This is a genomic window from Agromyces sp. Y558 (genome assembly GCF_059445415.1).
The window spans coordinates 1,116,906-1,139,079 of sequence record NZ_JCAIUH010000001.1 but is presented as its reverse complement, the minus strand read 5'-3'; the positions used below and the strand labels follow the sequence as shown (position 1 = coordinate 1,139,079).

The following is a 22,174-nucleotide window of genomic DNA, read 5'->3' as shown; positions in this document are numbered from 1 at the left end:
CGAGAGGCCGAATCGCGGTCCGGCCTCTCGGTTCAGCTCGGTTCATTTCACCCGAACGCCTCCGCCGTGGCGTATCCCTTACCGTTGTACTTCTGCACGACAACGTCAGACACGGCGGGCTTGCCGTCGACCGTGGTGTCGATAACCGATCCCTCGAGCATGAATGGCGCCTCGTAGCCTTTGATGCTCATGAGCGCCTCCATGAAGCTCTCGCGCGTCGGCTCCTTCATCTGGCTGAACGCCTGCTCGAGGGTCGCCGCGCCAATCCAGCTCCACACGCAGTGCGGGAACGCAGGGACGCCCTCCTGATCGGTGTATTCGTCGATCGCGGCGAGGAACTCCTTCCCCTCTTCGCTCTCCTGGAACGTCGGGCTCGCCGCCGACTCCGAGAAGGCGACGGTGTAGATGCCGGGGAAGACATCGGCGTGCACGTCCGGCTGCTGCAGGATGCCGCCGGGGCTCGACGTGTTCGACGGCAGGAACCAGCTGGGCGTCCAGCCGAGTTCCTCGGTCTTCTTCAGCGCGGAGATGACCAAGGGCGTGATCGACATCGCGTTGAAGAACACGTCCGCGTCGCTGGCGGCGAGTTCGATGATCTGCGCGTCCACCGAGGTGTCGGTCGCCTCGTAGGTGAGCTCTTTGACGACCTCGATGTTGTCCGCGCCGTCGATGGCCTCCATGAACCCCTCGACGTAGCCGTCGCCGTAGTCGTCGTTCTGCGACAGGACGGCGACCTTGTGCTCTTCAGCCGAGGCGGCGAGCAGTTCGCCGAATGCGGCGCCCTCCTGCTGGTAGATCGGGACCAAGCCGATCTGTTCGGGGCTCGCGTCGCGGTCGCTGAAGATCGGGTCCCCCGTCTGCACCAGCACCTGCGGGACGCCCTCATCGATGGCCGCCTCACGCCAGGCGCGGTTTGTCGGTGTGCCGAGCCCGAGTCCCACGGCGAAGACGCCGTCAGACACCATCTGCTGGAAGTTCGCCAGGGCCTTCTGCGGATCGTAGGTGTCGTCGTACGCCTTGATCTCGACGGTGCGGGTCTTTCCGTCGCCGAACTCGATGCCGCCCTCGGCGTTCTTGACGCCGAAGTAGGCGAGTGCCCCGTCGACCGTGCAGTTGCCGGGGCCGGCGACCGCCCCGCTCAGGGGGCTGGTGATGCCCAGCGTGATGCTGTCGTCGGTGATGCCCGGGCTGGCTTCGGCCGATCCTTCACCAGGATCGTCGTCGCCCCCGCCTCCGCGTGCGCACCCCGTTGCGAGGACGGCGACGATGCCGATCCCTGCGATGACCGAGGCTGTTCGCCTCTTGCTGCTGAACGTTCTCATGTGTCCTGCCTCTTTCTTTCAGATAGCGCGGTTCGGGTGGGATCGGGTGATGCGGCATCCCTGCCTCGTCTTCGTCGACGCCAGAGCCGGGGAAGCGAGACCAGGCCGCCGGGAAGAACGAACAGGATCACGAGGAGGATGATGCCTTGCATCACTGCCGTGAGACTCGAATCGACGGCATTGGTCAGTTGCGGTGCCAACACGTAGTACGCGCCGCCCAGCAGCGAGCCGAGAATGCTGCCCGCGCCGCCGATCACCATGGAGGCCAGCAGTGTGATGGAATGCCCAAAACTCATCGTCTCGGGCGAGGTGTACTGCACGACGACCATGTAAAGGAAGCCACTGACGCCGCCGATGAGAGACGCGATCGTGAACGCGAGCACCTTGTAGCGATATGGCGAGATTCCCATCGATGATGCGACGGCCTCGTTGCCCTTCACGATCGCGAACGCCCGGCCATACTTTCCCCGCATCAGGTTGCGAGTCAGCACGAACACGACCCCAGCGATGGCGAACACGATGTACAGCTGCCACTGATCATCCGCCAGGCCCGACCAGTCCGGTGCGCCCGAGAACCGCACCGATGTGCCCTGCGAACCCCCGGTGAACTCCGCGAGTCGTTTGGCGAGCGGAACGCCGACGATGGGCAGCGCGATCGTGACCATCGCGATCGCCAGTCCACTCAGCCGTGCGGCGGCCAGCGCGATGAGCAGGCCGACCACCGCCGGGACGAGCGCGGCGAGGAGGAGCACGAGTGCGATGTTCCAGCCAGCGTTCACGCCGTAAGCGGTGACATAGGCGCCGAGGCCGACGAAGAAGATCTGCCCAAGCGAGACCTGACCGGTATAGCCCATGACCACATTGAGTCCCAGCACCGCGACGGCGAAGACGCCAATGCGGGCGAGCGTCTGGTTGACGAAGATCGGGAGGATGAGCGGAGCGATCAGCAGAAGCAGGACGAGCAGCAGCACGCCGACCCAGCGCACCCACGGCCTGCTCATGAATTCCTTCGCCGACGCCATCACACGCGCACCACGTCTTTCCGGCCGAAAAGGCCTTGCGGGCGCACGATGAGCACCACGAAGATCAGGATGAACGGCACCGCGACCTTCAGGTCGTAGCCGATGAAGGGCACGTAGACCGCGGCCAGGTTCTCCAAGACGCCGATCAGCCATGCGGCGATCACCACGCCGACCGGACTCGACAGACCACCGAGGATGACCGCGGCGAGAGCGTAGACCAAAGCCGAATCCATCATCCCCGGAGTGAGCGTGAGCGAGGGGGCGATCAGCGCGCCGGCGATCGCCCCGAGTCCTGCCGCCAGCCCCCAGCCGACCATCAGCAGCCTTTCGACCGGCAGCCCCGAGAACGATGCCGACTGCGGGTTGACTGCCACTGCACGCAGCGCCAGGCCGAGCTTGGTGCCGACGAAAAGCAGCTGCAGCAGGATCATGATGCCGACGATCACGAGCGTCGTGCCGACGGAGCGGATACTGAGTACCGCGCCGAGGAAACTGATGTTCTCCACGGGGAACATCGACGGGAACTGCAGGTTGTTGAAGCTCCATATGTACCCGCACAACCCCGTGATCAACATCAGCAGCCCGATCGTCACCACCACCGCGGTGTCGGGGTCGCCCTGTTCGAATCGACGCATCAGGAAGCGTTCGATGATCGCACCGAGAGCGCAAGACACGAGGATCGAGAGGAGGATCGCGAGGATCAGCGGTAGCCCCCACTGAAGAAACGCATAGGCGAAATACGCGGCGAGGACCGCCATGCCGCCCTGGGCGAAGTTGATGAGACCGGTCGCCTGGTTCACGAGCACGATCGCCAGTGCCAGCGCCGCGTAGATCGAGCCGGCGGAGAGGCCATCGACCACGAGTTGGATGAAGGTGCCCACGGTCAGCCCCCCAGGTAGGCGCGCCGGATCTCGTCCATGCCCTTGAGCTCCGCCGAGGTGCCGGTGAGCACGCTGCGGCCCACCTCCAGCACCGTGACGGTGTCGACGAGCGTGAAGGCGAGGTTGGCGTTCTGCTCCACGACGAGCATCGCGATCCCGGACTCGCGGCGCAGCCGCCCGATCGCGCGGTACACGTCCTTCGCGGTGCTCGGGGCGAGTCCGAGCGAAGCCTCGTCGAGAAGCATCAGCCGGGGCTTTGCCATGACCGCGCGGGCGACCGCGAGCATCTGTTGCTCCCCACCGGACAGCGCCGAACCGTGGGAGCGGATGCGTTCGCGGAGGTTGGGGAAGAGGTCGAGGCAGTACTCGATGTCGGGCTCGATCCCCTTCCGGTCCTTGCGCAGGTAGGCGCCGACCCGGAGGTTCTCCTTCACAGTCAGATCCGACAGTGTGCCGCGCCCCTCCGGCACATGGGCGATGCCGAGCGCAGCCACTCGGTCCGGCCGCATTCCGCGGATGTCTTTGCCGTCGAACACGATGCTGCCGCCGGCGCGCACAGTTCCACTGATCGCTTGGAGTGTGGTGGTCTTGCCTGCCCCATTGGCCCCCAGAATCCCCACCGCACCTCCGTCGGGGACGGTCAGCGAGACGCCGTGGAGCACTTGGACGGGTCCGTAGGAGGCGGTCACATCGGTGAGCTCAAGCAGCGTCATCGGCGGCATCCTTCCCGATATACGCCTCTACGACCCGCGGGTCGGACTGCGCCTCGGCGGCCGTTCCCTCCATGAGCTTGCGTCCGTGATCGAGCACGACAACCCGGTCGGTGAGCGCGGCGATCAGGCCCATGTGGTGCTCGACGATGACGACCGTGATGTCCTCCTCGTCGCGGAGACGCTTGATCGAGTCGATGAATTTCTCGACCTCGGCATGCGGCAGGCCAGCTGCCGGCTCGTCGAGCAGCAGAAGGCGTGGTTTCGAAAGAAGCGCGCGGCAGAGTTCGATGCCCTTGTGTAGACCGTGCGACAGCTCGTCGGCGTGCAGGTCCGCCGCCCACCCGAGCCCATTGCGCTCGAGCAGCTCGCGTGCCTCCGCACGCAGGTCCCGTTCGGATCTGGTTGTCCAAGGCAGTCGCAACGACCATTCCGCTGGACCACCGGGGAGCCGGGTGTGCGCGCCGAGCAGCACGTTCTCAAGGACGGTCGCGTGCAGTTGGAGAGCCGGATGCTGGAACGTGCGGGCGAGACCGTGACGTGCGAGCGCAGAGGGCCGCATGCCGAGGACCTCTGTCTCGTCGATGCGGATCGAGCCGGACGACGGCCGGTAGTGCCCGCTGATGCAGTTGAACAGCGAGGTCTTGCCCGCGCCGTTGGGACCGACAAGTCCGAAGATCGCGCCCGGTTCGACGTCGAATCCGACCTGCTCGAGCACCTTGATGCCGCCGAAGCGCAGGGACACGTCGGTCAGTCTCAGCCTCGCGGCCATGCATCACCTTCTCTGATTGCGACTCTGCACAGGAGAACGGCGACATTCACCTACCGCCATAGGTAAGACGTTAGGGATCGAGAACGAGAATGTCAACGAGTCCCGCGCACCAGTTCGCGACCGGCGCGAGCCACCGTCACAGTTCGACACGCCTCGCGCCGCCCCCGGCAGTTGAATTAGGGTGTCCGCATGTCTGTCAACCCGCCTTTCCGCGCCGATATCGTCGGCAGTTTCCTACGTCCTGAATCACTGAAGAACGCTCGCGCACTGCATGGGGCGGGCGAACTCGACGCCGAAGGACTCCGCGCCGTCGAGGACGCCGCGATCCGCGCGTTGGTTGCCCGCGAAGCCTCTGCCGGCCTGAAGGTCGCGACCGACGGCGAGTTCCGCCGCTCATGGTGGCACTTCGATTTCTTCGAGATGCTGGACGGCGTCAACGTCGTCGAACTCGATCACGGCATCCAGTTCCAGGGCGTACAGACCCGCCCACGCGGGCTGCAGATCGACGGCCCAATCGGCTTCCCTGCAGACCACCCGATGCTCGAGCACTTCCGCGCCCTGAAACCGATCGCCGAGGCCGTCGGCGCCGTGCCGAAGTTCACCATCCCCGCACCCACAGTGCTCGACTTCCGCCTCGAGCGCGACGCTCTCGAGGGATCCGCCTATAGCGGGCACGACGACATCATCGACGACCTGGCAGCGACCTATCGCGCCGCGGTTCAGGCCTTCTACGACGCTGGCTGTCGCTACCTGCAGTTCGACGACACCGCCTGGGCATACCTCTGCTCGGACATCGAGCTCGCAAAGGCGGCGGAACGCGGCGTCCGAACCGATCACCTCGCTGAGCGCTACGCGGCCCTGATCAACGCGTCGCTGCGCGACAAGCCTGCCGACATGGTCATCACCACCCACGTCTGCCGCGGCAACTTCCGGTCCACGTGGATCTCTTCCGGCGGCTACGAGCCAGTCGCAGAGCAACTGCTGGGCGAGACCGCGTTCGACGGCTACTTCCTCGAGTACGACAATGAGCGTGCCGGCGGATTCGAGCCGCTACGGTTCCTCCCGGAGGGCGAGAAGGTGGTCGCGCTCGGCCTGGTCACGACCAAGTCCGGCACGCTCGAAGATCCGGACGAGCTGAAGCGTCGCATCGATGAGGCGGCCGCGATCGTGCCACTCGAGCAGCTCACGCTGAGCCCACAATGCGGCTTCGCATCCACCGAGGAAGGCAACGTCCTCACCGAGGATGAGCAGTGGGCGAAGGTCGAGGAGACCGTGGCGATCGCTGCCGAGGTGTGGCCAGACGCCTGAGCGGTCGGGCCACGAGGGCGGGGGCGCCCCAGCCTCCACCCCTGCCCTCGTGGCGACACTCAGTCCTTGCGATAGCTCTCCGCGCTCAGACGGCGGCGGCCGCTGTGCGCCATCCGCCGTGGTATTCGGTGCGTGCCGTCACGGCGTAAGGCGCCGGGCTGACAACGGCGCGGACGGCGAGCTGCTCGTGCGGCTGCACCGTCGTCTTCCTGGATCCGCCGTTCGGCTCACCCCAGACGACCCGCACCTCGGCCCCGATGGGCACGTCGGGGTCGACCGTGGCCAGCGACAGGCCGCGCTTCTCGTTCGCGGTGACGCCGGTGAATAGCGATAGGCCGATCGTGTCGCCGTTCGCGTCGATGACCTCGTCGTAGTTCGACGAGCCGTAGTTCGCGTTCGGCAGGTCGAAGACCTGGTATCCGGTGCCGTCGCGGTCTATCGGCGTCGTCAGCAGCTTGGCGAGGTCCTCATCGTTCCAGGCGAGCGTGACCTTTCTGCGCTGCTGATCCGGGTCGATCTTCTCGAGCGCGTCGCGACCGATGAAGTCGTGATCAAACTTCACGAACGAGCCGTAGCCGAGCTCCCACGGGTTCAGGTAGTAGTCCTCGATGCTCTCGGAGACGAAGGACCCTGCGAGCGCGTTGATGGCCTCGTAGCTGTCGGCCGGGAGCCATTCGCGATAGGCGCGCTCCTCCTCGCTCGAGTAGATCGCGGGAAGCGGAGAGGGGATCCATCCGGACTCGAGCGTATTGGAGGAGTATGCGCGGGATCCGCACGGCTCGATGCCGAACTCGCGTCCGGCCTCGAGGATTGCGTCGCGGATCTTGCCGTGCTGCTCGTACGGCCCCCAGAGCTCCAGCCCCGGAGCACCGGCCATGCCGTGGCGGAGCGACCGCACGCGCTCACCAGCGATGGTCATTTCGCCCATGTGGAAGAAGCGGACCTTCTCGAGGGTGCCCCCGTTGAGCTTCTCGATGATCGGCCAGGCGTTGGGGCCCTGGATCTGGAATCGGTAGTACTGACGATTCACCGCTGCACCGTACGGGCGTGACGGGGAACGGTCGTCGTAGCGGAATTCGACGTCGTAGCCTCCGGTCTCGGCGTAGAACTGCAGCCAATTCGCTGCGGGGGCACGGCCCACATACACGAACTCGTGCTCGCTCTCATGGAAAAGAATGCCGTCGCCGATCACTCCCCCGTTCGAGGCGGTCGGGACGAACTGCTTGGCGGTGTTCACCGGGAAGTTCGCGAAGCTGTTGATTCCGGTGTCAGACAGCAGCTTCAGCGCATCCGGACCGGGCACGAAAAAGTTGACCATGTGGTGCGATTGATCGAAGAGCACGGCGGTCTCGCGCCACGAGATCTGCTCACGGCGCCAGTTCGTAAACTCCGCCGGCACGACCGGATAGATGTACGTCCCGAGCTGCGAATTGCGCAAGTGCTCGACGGTGTTCCCCGCTTGATCAAGGACGTTCTGCAGACTGCCTGCCATGTCATTCCCTTCAACTTCTTCGTCGTGTGGTCCTGAACGCGATGCACGACCCAATTTACCTATGCTCAAAGTGAACGGTGATCGCCAAGATTGTATGCAGAACGTTGACCAATTCGCTAGGGGTGTGATTCTCTGTGCCCTGACCACCCATCCGAGAGGACCACAATGACCGAGTACACCTCCTGGGACGAGTATTAGCGCTACACGATCAAGCTCACCGCCTCCTCCGACGCCGGTGTCGGACTCACCACGTTCCGCGCATCCAGTCAGGAGGCGCTCGATCGCCGCGTCGCCGCGATCGACCGGTTCGGACTCGGCGAGGGGTGGGTCGACGGCGATGAAGGCATAGGGCCGACCTATCTGTTTCGCGATCCCGACGGCCATTCGATGGGCGTCTACTACGAAATCGAACGCTACGTCGCGACCGACGACAAGCCGGCGCTGAAGAACCAGGCATCGGCCTTTCCCGGCAGAGGCGTCAACGCGCGGCGGCTCGATCACATCAACTATCTCGCGAAGGATGTCGTCGCCAACGGCGAGTTCATCGCACAGGCCCTCGGCGGCCGGGAGAGCGAACGGATCGCCCTGGATGACGGCGGATACGCGGCCTGGTGGTTCCACTTCAACAAAGTCGTACGACGTCGTCCACTCGGACGACTGGCTGGGGCACGGCAAACCGACTCCACCACATCGCGTTCGCCCCAGACACCCGCGAAGACATTCTCAAGGCCGCCGACATCTTCCTCGAGAACGGCATCCACATGGAGTCCGGTCCGCACAAGCACGCCATCAACCAGACTTTCTTCCTCTACGTGTGGGAGCCTGGCGGCAACCGCATCGAGTGCGCCAACGCCGGCGCCCGGCTTCTGCTCGACCCAGACTCCCCCGTCGTTGAGTGGACCTCCGAAGAGAGCAAGAAGGGCCAAGCGTGGGGCATGAAGACGATCGAGACCTTCCACACCCACGGCACGCCGGTCGTCAAGGACGAGCACTGACCATTCGACTTGCGGGACCCGTTGACAAAAATGTCAGCACACTTGTTTACTGACCATACGGAGTGCGGCGCCCGTTGCCGCTCGGCTCGACTTCTCGCTTCACCGAACCCAGGCAGCATCGCACAGAGAGGTGTGACGAATGAGTGACGCGATGACCACGAGGTCCGAGGTCCGGACGGGCCTGTACATCGGAGGCGCGGAGCGTCATACCGACGCCACCCTCGAGATTGCCGACCCCGGCAAGCCCGAAGCGATCGTCGGCCGTGCCGCCGCGGCGACTCCGCAGGATGTCGACGATGCGATCGCAGCAGCGAAGGCCGCCTTCCCGGCGTGGTCCGCGCTGAGCGCGACCGAGCGGGCGGCGGTCATGGCCGATGCCATAGCGGGCATCGCCGACGATCGTGACGAGGATGCCGCGATCCTGTCGCAGGAGAACGGCAAGATCCGCTTCGAGGCGTGGATCGACGCACTGGTGTTCGAGATCCGCTGGAACCTCGCGCTGATGCTGGCAGGCGAGGTCGACACCGGAAAGACGCTTCCGGTCGCGCCCGGCATCCCGGTCGAAACGACCGTCTCGTACCAGTCGCTGGGCGTTGTCACCGTGATCGTGCCGTTCAACTGGCCGATCGCGATCCTCGGTGCCGCGCTTCCGCACGCACTGCTGGCTGGCAACACCGCGATCGTCAAGCCGCCGCCCACCGCGCCACTGGCCACGACCCGTGTCGTCCAGCGCCTTGCCGAGAAGCTGCCGCCAGGCGTGCTCAACGTGGTCACTGGCAAGGATGCCGAGATGGCCGCACTGATCAGCAGCGACGACATCGCGAAGGTCTGTTTCACCGGGTCGGTGAACGGTGGCAAGCGCATCATGGAGATGGCGTCGAAGTCGCTCACCCGCGTGACCCTCGAGCTGGGCGGGAACGACGCCGCACTTTTCCTCGAGGACGCGATCCTCGACGACACGCACCTCGACCGCATCTACGCGGCCGTGTTCGACACGACCGGACAGATCTGCATGAATGCCAAGCGGCTGTACGTGCACCGCTCGCGCCTCGAAGAACTCGTCACGGGGCTGTCCGTGCGCCTCGAGAAGGCGGTCATCGGCTACGGGCTCGACGAAGGCACCACGATGGGTCCGCTGCACTCGCCCGTGCAGAAGGCGTTCATCGAGGAGATCATCGAAGAGGCCAAGAATGCCAGGGCCGACGTGCGCGAGTTCGGCCAGCTGCCCGGCGGGGATCTCGCCAGCGGGAACTTCGTTCGCCCCGCGATCGTGGTCGATCCCGACCCGGCACTGCGCGTGGTTACCCAGGAGCAGTTCGGGCCCGTCATCCCGGTCATCCCCTTCGACTCGGAGGACGAGGCGATCGCCGCGGCGAATGACACTTGGAGCGGCCTGTGCGGATCGGTGTGGACCGCGGACGCGGACACCGCGAACCGGGTCGGGGGCAAGCTCGTCTGCGGTTACGTCTGGGTCAACGACCACGGCGCGACCCGGCTGGACCTGCGCGCGCCTTTCGGCGGCATGAAGCAGTCCGGTTTCGGACGCGAACAGGGCATCGAAGGCATCCGGGCATTCCAGGACACCCGCTCCATCGCTCATATCGATGCGGCGGCCCTGGCGGCGCAGACGCACTGACAGCGGCGCCCGCTGAGGCAGGGGTCTCCTACGCGCGCCCTTTCCCTATAGACATCCCCTATACGCATAGGTACGCTGGTCGGGAAGCACAGAGGCGCGCTTCCACGCGCAGCGGAAAGGACATCGATCAGTGTCGAAGACCACGCATGTCATCGCCGATCCACAGGCGGCCCTCGATCTGGTGAACGGCTACTCCCTTGAGATGACGGGTAAGGATGTACCCGGTCTCCTCGAGGCCAAGGACGCCATCCCCGCGGGCACAAAGATCAACGTCACGTTCCTGGGCAACGAGGACCTGGAGATGCGGGTGTCCGCCGCGAAGGCGGTTCGCGACCTCGGTTTCACCCCCGTCCCTCATATCTCGGCCCGCCGCCTGGCGTCCGAGGCGCAGCTCAAAGAGTTCCTCACCCGCCTGCAGGATGTCGGAGCGACCGAGCACGTCTTCGTTGTTGGCGGCGACCCGGCCACGCCCGAGGGTCCTTACGAGGACTCCTACGACGTCATCCGCTCCGGGCTGCTCCTGGACTACGGGGTCAAGGAGGTGTCCATCGCCGGTTACCCGGAGGGTCATCCGGACATCGCTGACGACGTACTCTTGCACGCGCTGGACGAGAAGGTGCTCTCCCTCGCCCAGCAGGGCCTGGGTTCGACGATTCTCACCCAGTTCGCGTTCGACACCGATCCGGTGATGGCCTGGATCGACGCGGTCCGAGAACGGACCATCGAAAGCACCATCCGCATCGGCACACCCGGCCCCGCCGGGATCAAGCGACTGCTCGGGTTTGCACGCCGGTTCGGGATCGGCGCCAGCGCGATGATCGTGAAGAAATACGGCTTCTCCCTTACCAACCTGATGGGTACGGCCGGCCCTGATACCTTCGTCGCCGACCTATCGGCGATTCTCGCCGACTCGCCAGCACGGCCCGGCGCCGACGTCGCCGTCGAGACGGCGACCCGAACCGAGGAAGATGTCAAGCTGCACTTCTACACGTTCGGCGGACTGCTCGCGACAGCGGAATGGGCGCGCGACTTCGTCGCCGCACGAAGCTGAAACTTATCGCGGCCAGCTCTCGAGGATGACAGCGATGACACTGCACACCGAAGCACTGCGCAACCACGCCTGCCTGATCGTGCACGGGCCGGATCGTCCCGGGATCGTGGCGGCGGTGACCGCCTTGATAACCCACCACCGGGGCAACATCGTTGCACTCGATCAGTACTCCGATGATGCCGACGGCGGAGCCTTCTTCCAGCGGGTCGTCTTCCACCGGTCTGATCTGGCTGCGGCGATCATCGAGATCGAGGCGGACCTGACGAAGACCGTCACCCCGCTCGGCCTGGAATGGACCCTCACTGACCAGTCCGTGCCGAAGCGGATGGCGATCCTCGTTTCCACCTCCGACCACTGCATGCTTGAGTTGCTCTGGCGGCATCGCCGTGGCGAACTGCCGGTGACGATCCCGATGGTGATCTCCAATCACACCAACGCCGCGGACGACGTCCGCTCATTCGGCATCCCGTTCATCCACGTCCCCTCCCAGGGGCCGGACAAGTCCGCGGCCGAAGCGGAGCTCGTGAAGCTGCTCACAGACAACGTCGACTTCGTGGTTCTCGCACGCTATATGCAGATCCTCTCGTCCGATTTTCTGGACAAGGTGGGCGTGCCGGTGATTAACATCCACCATTCGTTCCTCCCTGCCTTCATCGGCGCCGCGCCATACCGCAAGGCCAAGGAGCGCGGCGTGAAATTGATCGGCGCGACCTCGCACTACGTGACGAAGGACCTCGACGAGGGCCCGATCATCGAGCAGGACGTCGCACGCGTCGATCACGCGCACTCGGCCGCCGACCTCCAGGCACGAGGCGCATATGTGGAACGCGCCGTGCTGTCCCGCGCCGTGCAGTGGCACGCTCAGGACCGCGTCATCCGGCGGGGCAATCAGACAATCGTCTTCTAACCGCACGGGTGCCTCGTGCTGAGGCATCCTCAACCCAAAGAGAAATCAGAGGTTCATCGTGGCACCCAAGAATCTGCAGGAAGTGATCGACGCCGCCGGTAACCCCGTCGAACTGCTGCGCAATTCGCAGATCGGCTCGTACATCTATCCGGTCGTCCCCGCCGACTTCCAGAATTGGATCAAGGAGCAGAAGGCGTGGCGCGACACCGCCGTGCTCTACGACCAGTCGCACCATATGGACAACCTCTTCCTCAAGGGGTCGGATGCCATCCGCCTGATCTCGGACACCGCGATCAATTCGACCGCCGTCTTCCCAGTCGACAAGGCCAAGCAGTACGTCCCGACCACCGCATCCGGTCACGTGATCGGCGACGGCATCCTGTTCCGCGAGGCCGACGACGAGTATGTCTACGTCGGCCGGGCTCCCGCGGCGAACTGGCTGCTTTACCACGGGGAGACCGGCGGCTACTCGAACCTCGACATCGAGATCGATCGCCGTTCGCCCTCGCGGCCATATGGCCACGCAGTCACCCGCCGGTACTACCGCTTCCAGATCCAGGGGCCGAATGCCTGGCAGGTCATCGAGAAGCTCAACGGCGGCCCGCTGGAGCGGCTGAAGTTCTTCAACATGTCGACCATGACGATCGATGGGACCACCGTCCGCACGCTCCGCCATGGCATGGCTGGGGCGCCCGGCCTAGAGGTCTGGGGTCCGTACCAGGACCACGACCGCATCTGGGACGCGATTGTGACCGCCGGCGCGGAGTTCGGGCTGGTACCGGTCGGCTCGCGCGCGTATCCGTCCAACACGCTGGAGTCCGGCTGGATCCCCTCGCCGCTGCCCGCGATCTACACGGGCGCCGAAGAACGCGGCTACCGCGAATGGCTGCCGGCGGACGGATATGAGGCGACCGGCACGCTCGCAGGCTCCTTCGTGTCGTCCGACATCGAGGACTACTACCTGACACCGTGGGAGCTGGGGTACGGGAACTTCGTGAAGTTCGACCACGACTTCATCGGTCGCGATGCCCTCGAGAAGGTTCATCCGGCCTCGCAGCGTAAGAAGGTCACGCTGGCCTGGAACGCGGACGATCTCGGGAAGGTGTGGACATCGCTGCTCAACGTGGACGGTCCGAACTACAAGTTCTTCGACCTGCCGCTGGCGAACTACGGCTCCGCTAACTACGACTCGGTCGTGGACGAAGACGGAACCGTCGTCGGATACTCGATGTTCACGGGATACAGTGCAAACGAGCGCCGTGGACTGTCGCTGGCGACGGTCGACCCAAACGTGCCCGAAGGCACCGAACTGAAGGTCGTCTGGGGCGAGCCCGGCGGCGGAACGACGAAGGCGAGCGTCGAGACGCACGAGCAGACGGAGGTGCGGGCCGTGGTCAGCCCGGTGCCGTACTCGACCGTCGCCCGTGCCACGTACCACGGCGGCTGGCGCACGAACTACCAGCCCGCCTAGGTCGGAAAGCCTGGGCCGCCGCGTAAACTCGAGGGGTCCGCCCGATCAGATTCGATGAGTCTTTGATGGGCAGACCCCTCGTCCGATTCTCGGTATCTGCGACACGAAGGAGGCACCGTGAGCCTGCGCTACGCCCTGCTCGCGCTGCTGCGCGTGGGACCGCTTTCCGGCTACGACCTCCAGAAGCAGTTCTCGCTCTCTGTCGGTCACGTGTGGCATGCGCCGGACTCGCAGATCTATCCCGAGCTCCGCAAGATGGCGACCGAAGGTCTCATCCAGGGCGAGGAGCAGACGCGGGGCCAGCGGGGCACACGTCGCGTTTACCACGTGACGGATGCCGGCGAGCAGGCGTACACCGAATGGATGCGGTCGCCACTGGACTATCAGCGGGTTCGCGATCCCGCCCACCTGCGCGCCGCCTATTTGGAGAACACCACGCCGGACGCTGCCCGAGTGTTCTTACACCGGCACATCGCGGAGTGGCAGTCTGAGCTGGAGCAGTGGGAGGGCGAGCTACGCCGCATCGACGCTCGCGACAATCCCATGCTCATCCGCCGGCTCGCCGTCACGCCCGAGCAGGACCAGGATCGCACGGTCGCCTTCAAGCGGTTCGCATACGAAGGACTCGTCTACCGGGCGAATGGCGAGATCGCGTGGGCGCGGCGGGGCCTAGAGCTCGTCGATCAGCTCGACGCCTGATCCCGGCGACGCCTGATAGCGGCACCGCCCCGCTATCACCATCATCGATGAGCGCATAACAAGAAGCCTCTTTCCCGCTGCGGCGCGGTCGACTGTCATTGCAAGAGAACAAGGGAGTTCTTTTGATGACGAAATCGTCAGTACCAGCACTCCGACTCATCGCAGGCCCGCGACAAGTGGAATGAGAACCAAGCTGGCGCGATCTGGGATGCCAGCATCGTCAAAATCATCCTCGGCGGCGCATCCAACAGCCGCGACCTCCAAGACATCTCCACCCTCATCGGCGAACGTGACGAATACACCGACTCTGTGACGCTCGGGGATCAAGGCACGCGCTCTAACCAACGCTCGGTTCGTCGCATCGCGATCCTCCCCCCTGACCGCGTCCGAATGCTCCCATTTGGGACCAGCATCACTCTGCTGCGTTCCGCCCCGCCCATCATCACCGACCTTCAGCCGTGGACGGCCCGCCCAAACGTCGCGCAGCTCCGGGCGGATCGAGATGAGATCGAAGGACATCTGCGCCGTCCGCCAGACAGCTTCGAGTGACGTGCGCGGGAGCGTGCACCTGTCTGTCACAACAGTCGCCGCACGGGCAGCTACGCACACAGAAGCAGGAGTTAGATCATGACGATCCAGACGCAGCAGTCGATCTCGGGATTCATCGCATCCGAGCCTCAGCTCGGCCACACCGAACGAGGTGATGCCCGCATGTATGTGAAGGCCAAGGGCGATAACTTCATTGCCGATGGCCGCGTCCGTGAATACTCGTATGAACGTGAGGGACAGCGCCACGAAGGTGAGGAGTCGTCCCGACACGCATCGGTCATGATCTCGCTCGGACCCGGTACGAAGTTGACCGTTCCCCGCGTCCCAGCCCAGAGCGCGACGCTACCGCCTTCGAAACACCGGAGCGCAGCGTTGCCCCGGCTGGTGCAGCAGTCAGTATCTGATCGCTCATGCCCGAGAATGACGACCTTCCCCGCGGCTCAGCGCCGTCCGACGATCCTTTCGAGGACTTCGCAGACGTCGCTGAGCCGCCACACCCCATCGACTGGAACCTGCTCTCCGCACAGGATCTGGAGACCGAACTTCTTGAGCTGAACCGGTGGGTCAACTGGCTCCGCCGCACCTACGGTCTCCCCGCCAGCGCCATTCCGCCGAACTGGCACCGCCACCCCGAGCTCCTCTGGGAACTCTCCGCCCTGCACCTGCACTGGTTGTGCGCATTCGACCGTGACCAGGTCGGGTCCGCACCCCTCGGATGGCACCGCGACTTCGCCGATGCGCGAGGACGCCTGCGTGACTGGGTCGCAACCAGCGGCACACGACTCGACCGAGACCGCCCCACGCGGCAAACACCCTGGCCGGGAGAACCGGCAGCGGAGGCAACGGTGGAGACAGAACCTCCCACCGAGCCGTCTCGACTCTTCTTCTCTGAGGATGAGACGGCAGCGCTGCTCGGCATCCACCGCACGACCCTGCGCACTTTGGCACTGACAGGGCGTTCCCCAGTTGACCCTGTCCACGTAACCGAACACAAGCGCACCCTGTCCGCACGATGAAGAAGATCCCTGAACTCGGCACTGTAGCGCAGCGCTCGCTTAGCCTCAGCGAGACCCCGACATCCAAGCAAGTCTCCGCGACGCTTGCTGCACTGCGCGACCGACGCTCCGACATCGCCGACGTATTCGAGTTCATGGCACTCACCGGTGTGCGGTGGGGTGAAGCACGTGCAATCCGTGTCCGCTGGCTCAGCGAGAACAGCCTCCCCCAGCTTGATGTGCAGCGCTCCCACTCTGACCGCTACGTCGAGAAAAGCCCTAAGTCGTGGCGCGGTACCCAATCGATCCCACTTTCACCGCGTGCGCTCGACATCTTGCGCGCACACGCCGCAGGAAAGCGTCCCGCAGACTACTTGTTCACGAACCACGCCGGCTCACAACTATCAGTCGGCGTCGTCCGCAAGTCCCACTCGGTTTCCGCCGCCATGCACTCAGACACTGAGTGAGACGCCGAACCGGTCACAACCCAATCGAAGCACGTTTGGAATATAGCTTCTGACCAGGGGTTTATGGAGCGGAGACGGAGGGATTTGAACCCTCGGACCCCATAAGGGGTCTCCACCTTAGCAGGGTGGTGCACTCGGCCGGACTATGCGACGTCTCCTTGCGGATGCTGGTGCGCACACGCGACTGTCATCATAACCCGGCCACCGTACGAACGACGATTCCAGCACCGTTCCTCGACAACGTTGCGCCTCGCATCCGTCCCGCATGCCCGACTCTCGATCGCCGGCGTGTCCTCCGAACTGGGGTGTACCAGAAGCCCGGCGTCCTCTCGCGGTCTCACCGGCATCGGCCTATAGTGACGCTGTTCAAGCCGAACTCGGAACCTCATGCCAAACTCGGAATCGTGGTTTGTGAAACATGGAGGACAACCCGTACGTCCTCGCGGTCGACATCGGCACGAGTCGCGTCGCAGCGGCAACTGCCCGAGTCGAGCGAGATGGAAGCATCAGCGCCACGCCCTTCGCACTGGGGCGAAAGGGCGACTGCGTCGCAGCCCTCGTCTTCGTCTCAGACGATGGCGACCTGCTGTTCGGCGATGCCGCCGAGCGCAGAGGTGTCGCGCAGCCCGAGCGACTCGTGCGCGAGTTCAAGCGCAGCATCGGCGACGACGTGCCCCTCGTGGTCGGCGAGCAGTCCTTCTCACCCGAAATGCTGTATGCGAAGACTTTCGCGTCGATCGTCGACGCCGTCACGGAACGCATGGGCTCGCGCCCCGATGCGATTTCGCTCACGCATCCCACGGCATGGGGGGCGCACCGGCTCGGCCTGATCCGAGCAGCACTCGGCCGTCTCGGCATCGACGACTTGTCCCTGATCACCGAGCCGGAAGCCGCTGCACGCCACTACGAGGCCACGCGGCCGCTCGAACCCGGACAGTCCATCGCGGTGTACGACCTGGGCGGCGGCACCTTCGACTCCGTGGTGCTGCACAGAGGCGCCGACTCGGAATTCACGCTGGCCGGCGATCCTGCGGGCTTGGACGATCTGGGCGGAGCGAACTTCGACGACTGTGTCTTCCGGCACGTCATCGCGGCATCCGGCTTGGATGTCTCTGCCCTCTCCATCGATGATCCCGACACCCGCATCGCGCTCTCCCAATTGCGCCGGGAGTCCATCGATGCGAAAGAAGCGCTCTCCTTCGATTCGGATGCCACGATCCCGGTGCTCATACCGCCGAGCCGATCGAGCGTGCGCCTGACACGGTCCGAGTTCGAGCACATGATCGACGGGGCGCTCGACACGACACTCGGCGTGCTGGAGAACGCGATCGACTCCGCCGACCTCACCGCCGATCAGCTCGAGGCGATCCTCCTCATCGGGGGATCGTCACGGATCCCACTCGTCGCCCAGCGCCTCTCCGAACGATTCGACCGGCCGCTGGCGGTCGATGCGGATCCCAAGGCCTCCATCGCTCTGGGCGCGGCGCGCACCGCGTTCGCCCGGTTGAACCAACGCGAAGCTGTCGCCGCGTCGACCGTGCCGACGACACTCGATCCCACCGCGGAAGACACCGACGCAGACGCCGAGATCGAGGTCGACGTGGCCACGGGCAGCGGACTCGTGCTCGCGCGCGTCGCCAGTGCGTTCAGTCTCGTGCGCCCCACGTCGAACCGTACCGCGAGGCACGGATCGCCGTGGCTGCTGGCGGGTGCCGTCGCAGTGATCTCGGGAGCGATCGTCTTCGGCGGCGCGATGGCAGCGGGTTCGCGGATGACGGCCTACGACAATGCCGCTTCCGGCGATGCGGGCGGCACGTCGGACTCGCCCGAAGCGATACCGTTGCCGTTGACCGACCCGGCGTCGAAGGCGATCGCCCCGTTCGCGAGAGCGCTGCCCCCGCTTGCTCCGTTCGTCGATTCGGGGGTGTTCGAACGGCCCGATGACACCGGCGACGCCCGGCAACCGAGTACACGACTCAGCCCGATCAACGAGCCGTCTCCGGTTCGACGTCCGGCGGTGCCGCACACCACGCCGCCGGCGCTCTCGCCCCCTTCGGTGCGGGCGGTCGATCAGCCGGTCGTCACTGGGCCGCCTACCGATGACTTGCCCACCACAGAACCCACGACCGACACCACCCCAGACCCGCCCCCGACAGACACTACCCCCGCCCCCGCACCAGACCCTCCGGCACCAGACCCAACCACCCCAGACACTCCGCCGACAGACCCCGCACCAGACTCATCCGCCACCGACCCCGCCCAGCCCCCACCCACGACGGCCGAATCCGTCTGATCAGGCATTGACGAGCAGCCCACGCCATGACAGTCCTGCATGTGTCGAGCACCGTGCTTCCGCAGACCGGCCCGCCGTTCGTCTGGGAGCGCCAGTTGCGACCCGCGGTGGATGCGATCGTCGCGCCTTGGGCCGGATCCGCCCGGGCGATGGTCGTCGGAAACGCCGGCTCAGGCAAGTCGACCGTGCTGCGTCACCTGCACGGGATGCTCGCCGCGGAGCATCGCGATGCAAGCCTGGTGGCCGCCGGCGAGCTGGATGTCGCGCACGTCCCACGTTCGCATGTGCTCCTGGTCGATGACCTGCATCTGATGAACGCCGAGCAGCTGGAACGCGTGCGAATCCGGTCGGATGACCCCGATGCCGCGCTCGTGGTGGCCAGCCGCCCGTGGCCGCCGTCGGACACCCTGACCACGATCGCGCGGCGCCTCGAGCGGACACGACCGGCGATCGTGCTCGGTCATGTCTCGCGATCGGACGTGCTCGCCTATCTGGAGAGCCGCGACCAGCTGATCCCGAGCCTCTGCCTCGACCACATTCTCGCGACCACCGGCGGCGTGTCGTGGCTGGTGTCGGAGGCGCTGGCGGCGCACGACGAGCGCGACTGCCTCGATGACGAGACCCACGGCGAGCTCGCCCGCATGCTCGAGGAGCGGATCGCGCACCGGCTCGACACCCTCGACTCCGATCTCCGCCGCACGATCGAGCAGCTCTCGATCGTGGGCGGGCACGGGCGACCGATTCTCGGGACACCCGAACACAACGACGAGAACATCATGAAGGGGTATGCCGAGGGCCTGTTGATGCGCAACGGTCAGCCGGTGCCGGTGGTGCGTGCCACCGTCAGGGCGACGATCCCCGCACGACGCCTCGTCGACATGAGCAGCAGCCTGGCGGAGGTCATCGCGCGCTCCGCCGAGTCGGGAGACCCCGGCGACGATGAATGGGTCGGTCTCGTCGGCGATCCGCAGGTCGGCGCCGCGCTGGTGCAGTACGGCGACGGAATGCTCGAGGATCACCCGCGCCGGGCGGCTGAGCTCTATTGCGCCGCGCTCAACTCGGGCGTCGACCCGGCGAGCATCGCTGCGCGCCGGGCACAGGCGGCTTGGGCTGTGGCCGATCTCGATGCCGCCAGCGCCCTGATCGATGCGGCGCCGTCCGGCGCGCACGGCACGGACGGCGATCGGATGGCCGACGTCGCGGCCGCGACCTGGGCCGGCCGCGGCATGATGGAACAGAGTTCCGCCGTGTACCGCGCGACCCTCCCCGACAGCCCCGACTCGACCGTACGGGCGATGATCGCCGCGTACGGCGTCGGCGCGCTCGACGATGGCACCGAGATCACCCACGAGATCACCACGAGACGCAGCGGTGCGCCGTCGGCACTGGGCGTCTCGATGCAGTTGCTCCGTCGCGGGCTCGCCGCATCGGTCGCCCCCGGGGGCGCCCCGACCATGCTCGTCGATCTCGTGCGCGCCTCGGAGATGTACACATCGTCACGCGCGTCCGCAGCCATCCCCGAGCTGCCGGCCGTCATCGCGACGGCGGTCGCGATCAACCTCGGGGACCTCGCCACCGCGCACTCCGTGATCGAAGACGCGATCGCAGGCGGGCACGGCGGGCAGTGGGCGCGCACGCGCCTGCTGCTGTGGCGCGCATGGGTCGCGGTGCAGCGAGCCTGGCCCGGCGAGGCACGCGAGGCGCTCGCCCGTGCGCTGGAGTGCACACCGACCACCTCGCCACGCGACGCGCTGCTCGCCCGTGCGGTGCAAGTTGCCATCGCACGCCGGTACGAGGATGCCGCGGGCCTCGAGGCAGCGTGGCGTCAGGCTCGACCGAACATCCTGCGCACCGAGATCGATCTGTACCTGCTGCATCCCTTCGCCGAACTCGTCTGCTCGGCAGCGAAGGTGGGAGACTCCGAGCACCTCGAGCCTCACCTCGCCCGTGGCCTCGAGATCGTCGACGGGCTCGGCGCTCCCGCGCTGTGGTCGGCGCACCTGCGCTGGGCGGGTATTCAGCAGGGCATCCTGCTGAACCGGCCCGAGGATCTCGCCCCGCACGCGCACGCGCTCGTATCGGCCGCACCGACCAACCGGGTCGCCGCAGTCATGGCGAAGGCCGGCAGAGTGTGGACCTCAGTGCTCGCCGGTACGGTGCACGCCGACGCCGTCGAGAGCTCCGCGCGCGGCCTCGCAGCGGTCGGGCTCGCCTGGGACGCGGCTCGCCTGGCCGGGCACGGCGCCGCACGCACCACCGACCGCAAAGTCGCCGCCCGCCTGCTGTCGTGCGCGCGCGACCTGCATCCCAACGATGCCGCACGCCGCCCCGCGGCATCCGGAACCGAGTCTTCTCCCGCGCCCATGCCGTCTGCGCCTGCGACGGAGATGCTGAGCGATCGCGAACTCGAGGTCGCCAGGCTCGTTCTTCAGGGCAAGACCTACGCCGAGATCGGCGAGACCATCTTCATCTCGCCTCGCACCGCGGAGCACCATATCGCTCACATCCGTCGCCGGCTCCGTGCGTCGTCGCGTTCCGAAGTGATCGCCAAGCTGCGAGTACTGATCGAGGGAGCGGGGGCCGCCGAGGATGTCGCGGCAGCGGGGCACGGGCAGACCGATGCACCCCCCTAGTGCCCCCGTGCGATTTCGGGGATACCCCCGATGCCATGCCCGGCATGAGCGGCATACGTTAGGACAGACCAGCTTCGAACATGCGTGCATGTTGCCGTTGGACCGCTGAGGAGTCGATACATGAACACACCCGTGACGACCATCGCCGACGCGTTGATCGCGTTCATCCTGAGTCTGCTTCGCGACCCGGCCGCGGTCGACGAGTTCAACTCGGCGCCGCGGGAGGCTCTGGCCGCTCACGGCCTCCAGGGCGCGTGCGGGGCAGACGTGAAGGCGGTCGCACCGGTGATCATCGATGACCCGTCTGTGACTTCGAGAGCGCAGGCGTCACCGCAGTCCCGCTCGACGGATGGCCCGTCCCGCTCGACGGATGACCCGGGGTCGCCGCAGCCGTTCAGCGACACCAACGAGGTGGTCGACGAGATCTCCCGCATCATCAATCAGTTCACCACGATCGACAACCGAACGACGATCGTGGATCAGTCGACGAATCAGAACATCTGGGCCCAGGGCGACGTGACGCAGATCTTCGATCAGGATGCCGTCGTCGCCTCTGGCGACGACGCTGTCGCCGCGGGCGACGATGCCGCCATCGACAACTCCGACTCCACGGTCACGGCGGGCGACATCGCGGTGGGCAACACCACCGGCTCGCACAACACGACCTCGACGGGTGCGCCGAGCGACACCCCGGCCGACACGGTCGGCACTGGAACCGACGACGCCCCTGTCGTCGACACGGCGACCGCTGCATCGGCGACGGATGCCACGGCCGCGGCCCCCGAGCAACCCGCGGCGGTCGAACCGGAAGCGCAGCCCGATGCACTGCTGGCGGACCTCACGGCGGCGGATTCGTACGACGCGAACGAGCCACTCACCGCGCCCGACCCCGATCCGTATCCAGAAGATCTGGCCGAGGAGCCGTGACCTGGGCTCCGTGACCGAGCAGACGAATCCACCCGCCGGAACAC

General features: G+C 65.8%; 18 protein-coding genes, 1 tRNA gene and 2 pseudogenes. 14 read left to right on the top strand and 7 right to left on the bottom strand.

Annotation, left to right across the window (positions count from 1 at the left end; genetic code table 11):
- Positions 1–47: 47 nt before the first annotated feature.
- The 5 genes from AC1C2T_RS05310 to AC1C2T_RS05290 are packed head-to-tail and all read right to left on the bottom strand — an operon-like array spanning position 48 to position 4,707.
- Entirely contained in the window at positions 48–1,322 is a 1,275-nt protein-coding gene (locus AC1C2T_RS05310; protein ID WP_495384510.1) for an ABC transporter substrate-binding protein, read from the bottom strand.
- Positions 1,319–2,344, bottom strand: coding sequence for a branched-chain amino acid ABC transporter permease (locus tag AC1C2T_RS05305; protein WP_495384509.1), 1,026 nt, complete (start codon positions 2,342–2,344; stop codon positions 1,319–1,321). The genes AC1C2T_RS05310 and AC1C2T_RS05305 overlap by 4 nt, the downstream gene beginning before the upstream one ends.
- Positions 2,344–3,225, bottom strand: coding sequence for a branched-chain amino acid ABC transporter permease (locus tag AC1C2T_RS05300; protein ID WP_495384508.1), 882 nt, complete (start codon positions 3,223–3,225; stop codon positions 2,344–2,346). Before AC1C2T_RS05300 ends, AC1C2T_RS05305 begins: the two co-directional genes overlap by 1 nt.
- Positions 3,226–3,227: 2 nt before the next feature.
- Positions 3,228–3,947 carry an ABC transporter ATP-binding protein gene (locus AC1C2T_RS05295; RefSeq protein ID WP_495384507.1) on the bottom strand — a complete coding sequence of 240 codons (720 nt, stop codon included), beginning with the start codon at positions 3,945–3,947 and terminating at the stop codon, positions 3,228–3,230.
- Positions 3,925–4,707: an ABC transporter ATP-binding protein gene (locus AC1C2T_RS05290; RefSeq protein ID WP_495384506.1), complete on the bottom strand. Its 783-nt coding sequence runs from the start codon at positions 4,705–4,707 to the stop codon at positions 3,925–3,927. The genes AC1C2T_RS05295 and AC1C2T_RS05290 overlap by 23 nt, the downstream gene beginning before the upstream one ends.
- Before the next feature lie 189 nt (positions 4,708–4,896).
- Between AC1C2T_RS05290 and AC1C2T_RS05285 the strand changes: the two genes are divergently transcribed.
- Complete coding sequence (locus AC1C2T_RS05285) at positions 4,897–6,015, top strand: 5-methyltetrahydropteroyltriglutamate--homocysteine S-methyltransferase (protein WP_495384505.1); 1,119 nt, start codon at positions 4,897–4,899, stop codon at positions 6,013–6,015.
- A gap of 85 nt (positions 6,016–6,100) precedes the next feature.
- On the opposite strand, the gene ligM (AC1C2T_RS05280) is transcribed toward AC1C2T_RS05285, so the two are convergent.
- Positions 6,101–7,507, bottom strand: a complete 1,407-nt coding sequence (gene ligM / locus AC1C2T_RS05280) for a vanillate/3-O-methylgallate O-demethylase (protein WP_495385393.1) — start codon at positions 7,505–7,507, stop codon at positions 6,101–6,103.
- A 611-nt stretch (positions 7,508–8,118) separates the two neighbouring features.
- On the opposite strand from ligM (AC1C2T_RS05280), the gene AC1C2T_RS05275 reads away from it, so the two are divergent.
- From AC1C2T_RS05275 to AC1C2T_RS05230, 10 genes and pseudogenes are all read left to right on the top strand, one after another.
- Complete coding sequence (locus tag AC1C2T_RS05275) at positions 8,119–8,502, top strand: VOC family protein (protein WP_495384504.1); 384 nt, start codon at positions 8,119–8,121, stop codon at positions 8,500–8,502.
- 151 nt (positions 8,503–8,653) lie between these two features.
- Entirely contained in the window at positions 8,654–10,138 is a 1,485-nt protein-coding gene (locus AC1C2T_RS05270) for an aldehyde dehydrogenase family protein (RefSeq protein WP_495384503.1), read from the top strand.
- Positions 10,139–10,340: 202 nt separating this feature from the next.
- Positions 10,341–11,189, top strand: a complete 849-nt coding sequence (locus AC1C2T_RS05265; RefSeq protein ID WP_495385392.1) for a methylenetetrahydrofolate reductase — start codon at positions 10,341–10,343, stop codon at positions 11,187–11,189.
- 34 nt (positions 11,190–11,223) lie between these two features.
- Positions 11,224–12,096, top strand: a complete 873-nt coding sequence (purU, locus tag AC1C2T_RS05260; RefSeq protein ID WP_495384502.1) for a formyltetrahydrofolate deformylase — start codon at positions 11,224–11,226, stop codon at positions 12,094–12,096.
- A gap of 58 nt (positions 12,097–12,154) precedes the next feature.
- Positions 12,155–13,567 carry a vanillate/3-O-methylgallate O-demethylase gene (gene ligM / locus AC1C2T_RS05255; protein WP_495384501.1) on the top strand — a complete coding sequence of 471 codons (1,413 nt, stop codon included), beginning with the start codon at positions 12,155–12,157 and terminating at the stop codon, positions 13,565–13,567.
- A gap of 117 nt (positions 13,568–13,684) precedes the next feature.
- Positions 13,685–14,266: a PadR family transcriptional regulator gene (locus tag AC1C2T_RS05250; RefSeq protein WP_495384500.1), complete on the top strand. Its 582-nt coding sequence runs from the start codon at positions 13,685–13,687 to the stop codon at positions 14,264–14,266.
- Positions 14,267–14,425: 159 nt separating this feature from the next.
- Positions 14,426–14,815 (top strand): annotated as a pseudogene (locus AC1C2T_RS05245) (TraM recognition domain-containing protein); the annotation flags it as partial.
- 78 nt (positions 14,816–14,893) lie between these two features.
- Positions 14,894–15,219 (top strand): annotated as a pseudogene (locus AC1C2T_RS05240) (single stranded DNA-binding domain-containing protein).
- Positions 15,220–15,225: 6 nt separating this feature from the next.
- Positions 15,226–15,831 (top strand): hypothetical protein, encoded by a 606-nt coding sequence (locus AC1C2T_RS05235; RefSeq protein WP_495384499.1) that lies wholly within the window; start codon positions 15,226–15,228, stop codon positions 15,829–15,831.
- The gene (locus AC1C2T_RS05230) at positions 15,828–16,277 is read left to right on the top strand and encodes a site-specific integrase (RefSeq protein ID WP_495384498.1); all 450 of its coding nucleotides are present in this window, start codon (positions 15,828–15,830) and stop codon (positions 16,275–16,277) included. The genes AC1C2T_RS05235 and AC1C2T_RS05230 overlap by 4 nt, the downstream gene beginning before the upstream one ends.
- Positions 16,278–16,346: 69 nt before the next feature.
- On the opposite strand, the gene AC1C2T_RS05225 is transcribed toward AC1C2T_RS05230, so the two are convergent.
- Positions 16,347–16,435, bottom strand: a tRNA-Ser gene (locus tag AC1C2T_RS05225).
- Positions 16,436–16,695: 260 nt separating this feature from the next.
- Between AC1C2T_RS05225 and AC1C2T_RS05220 the strand changes: the two genes are divergently transcribed.
- From AC1C2T_RS05220 to AC1C2T_RS05210, 3 genes are all read left to right on the top strand, one after another.
- Entirely contained in the window at positions 16,696–18,570 is a 1,875-nt protein-coding gene (locus AC1C2T_RS05220; protein WP_495384497.1) for an Hsp70 family protein, read from the top strand.
- 26 nt (positions 18,571–18,596) lie between these two features.
- Positions 18,597–21,203, top strand: coding sequence for a LuxR C-terminal-related transcriptional regulator (locus AC1C2T_RS05215; RefSeq protein ID WP_495384496.1), 2,607 nt, complete (start codon positions 18,597–18,599; stop codon positions 21,201–21,203).
- A 120-nt stretch (positions 21,204–21,323) separates the two neighbouring features.
- Positions 21,324–22,130, top strand: a complete 807-nt coding sequence (locus AC1C2T_RS05210; protein WP_495384495.1) for an IniB N-terminal domain-containing protein — start codon at positions 21,324–21,326, stop codon at positions 22,128–22,130.
- The last annotated feature ends 44 nt before the right edge of the window (positions 22,131–22,174 follow it).

Excerpts from the sequence above, each read along its gene's own strand:
- AC1C2T_RS05310 (WP_495384510.1), bottom strand. The coding sequence starts at position 1,322 with ATGAGAACGTTCAGCAGCAAGAGGCGAACAGCCTCGGTCATCGCAGGG.
- AC1C2T_RS05305 (WP_495384509.1), bottom strand. The coding sequence starts at position 2,344 with ATGGCGTCGGCGAAGGAATTCATGAGCAGGCCGTGGGTGCGCTGGGTC.
- AC1C2T_RS05295 (WP_495384507.1), bottom strand. The coding sequence starts at position 3,947 with ATGCCGCCGATGACGCTGCTTGAGCTCACCGATGTGACCGCCTCCTAC.
- AC1C2T_RS05290 (WP_495384506.1), bottom strand. The coding sequence starts at position 4,707 with ATGGCCGCGAGGCTGAGACTGACCGACGTGTCCCTGCGCTTCGGCGGC.
- AC1C2T_RS05285 (WP_495384505.1), top strand. The coding sequence starts at position 4,897 with ATGTCTGTCAACCCGCCTTTCCGCGCCGATATCGTCGGCAGTTTCCTA.
- ligM (WP_495385393.1), bottom strand. The coding sequence starts at position 7,507 with ATGGCAGGCAGTCTGCAGAACGTCCTTGATCAAGCGGGGAACACCGTC.
- AC1C2T_RS05270 (WP_495384503.1), top strand. The coding sequence starts at position 8,654 with ATGACCACGAGGTCCGAGGTCCGGACGGGCCTGTACATCGGAGGCGCG.
- AC1C2T_RS05265 (WP_495385392.1), top strand. The coding sequence starts at position 10,341 with ATGACGGGTAAGGATGTACCCGGTCTCCTCGAGGCCAAGGACGCCATC.
- purU (WP_495384502.1), top strand. The coding sequence starts at position 11,224 with ATGACACTGCACACCGAAGCACTGCGCAACCACGCCTGCCTGATCGTG.
- AC1C2T_RS05235 (WP_495384499.1), top strand. The coding sequence starts at position 15,226 with ATGCCCGAGAATGACGACCTTCCCCGCGGCTCAGCGCCGTCCGACGAT.
- AC1C2T_RS05230 (WP_495384498.1), top strand. The coding sequence starts at position 15,828 with ATGAAGAAGATCCCTGAACTCGGCACTGTAGCGCAGCGCTCGCTTAGC.
- AC1C2T_RS05220 (WP_495384497.1), top strand. The coding sequence starts at position 16,696 with ATGGAGGACAACCCGTACGTCCTCGCGGTCGACATCGGCACGAGTCGC.
- AC1C2T_RS05215 (WP_495384496.1), top strand. The coding sequence starts at position 18,597 with ATGACAGTCCTGCATGTGTCGAGCACCGTGCTTCCGCAGACCGGCCCG.
- AC1C2T_RS05210 (WP_495384495.1), top strand. The coding sequence starts at position 21,324 with ATGAACACACCCGTGACGACCATCGCCGACGCGTTGATCGCGTTCATC.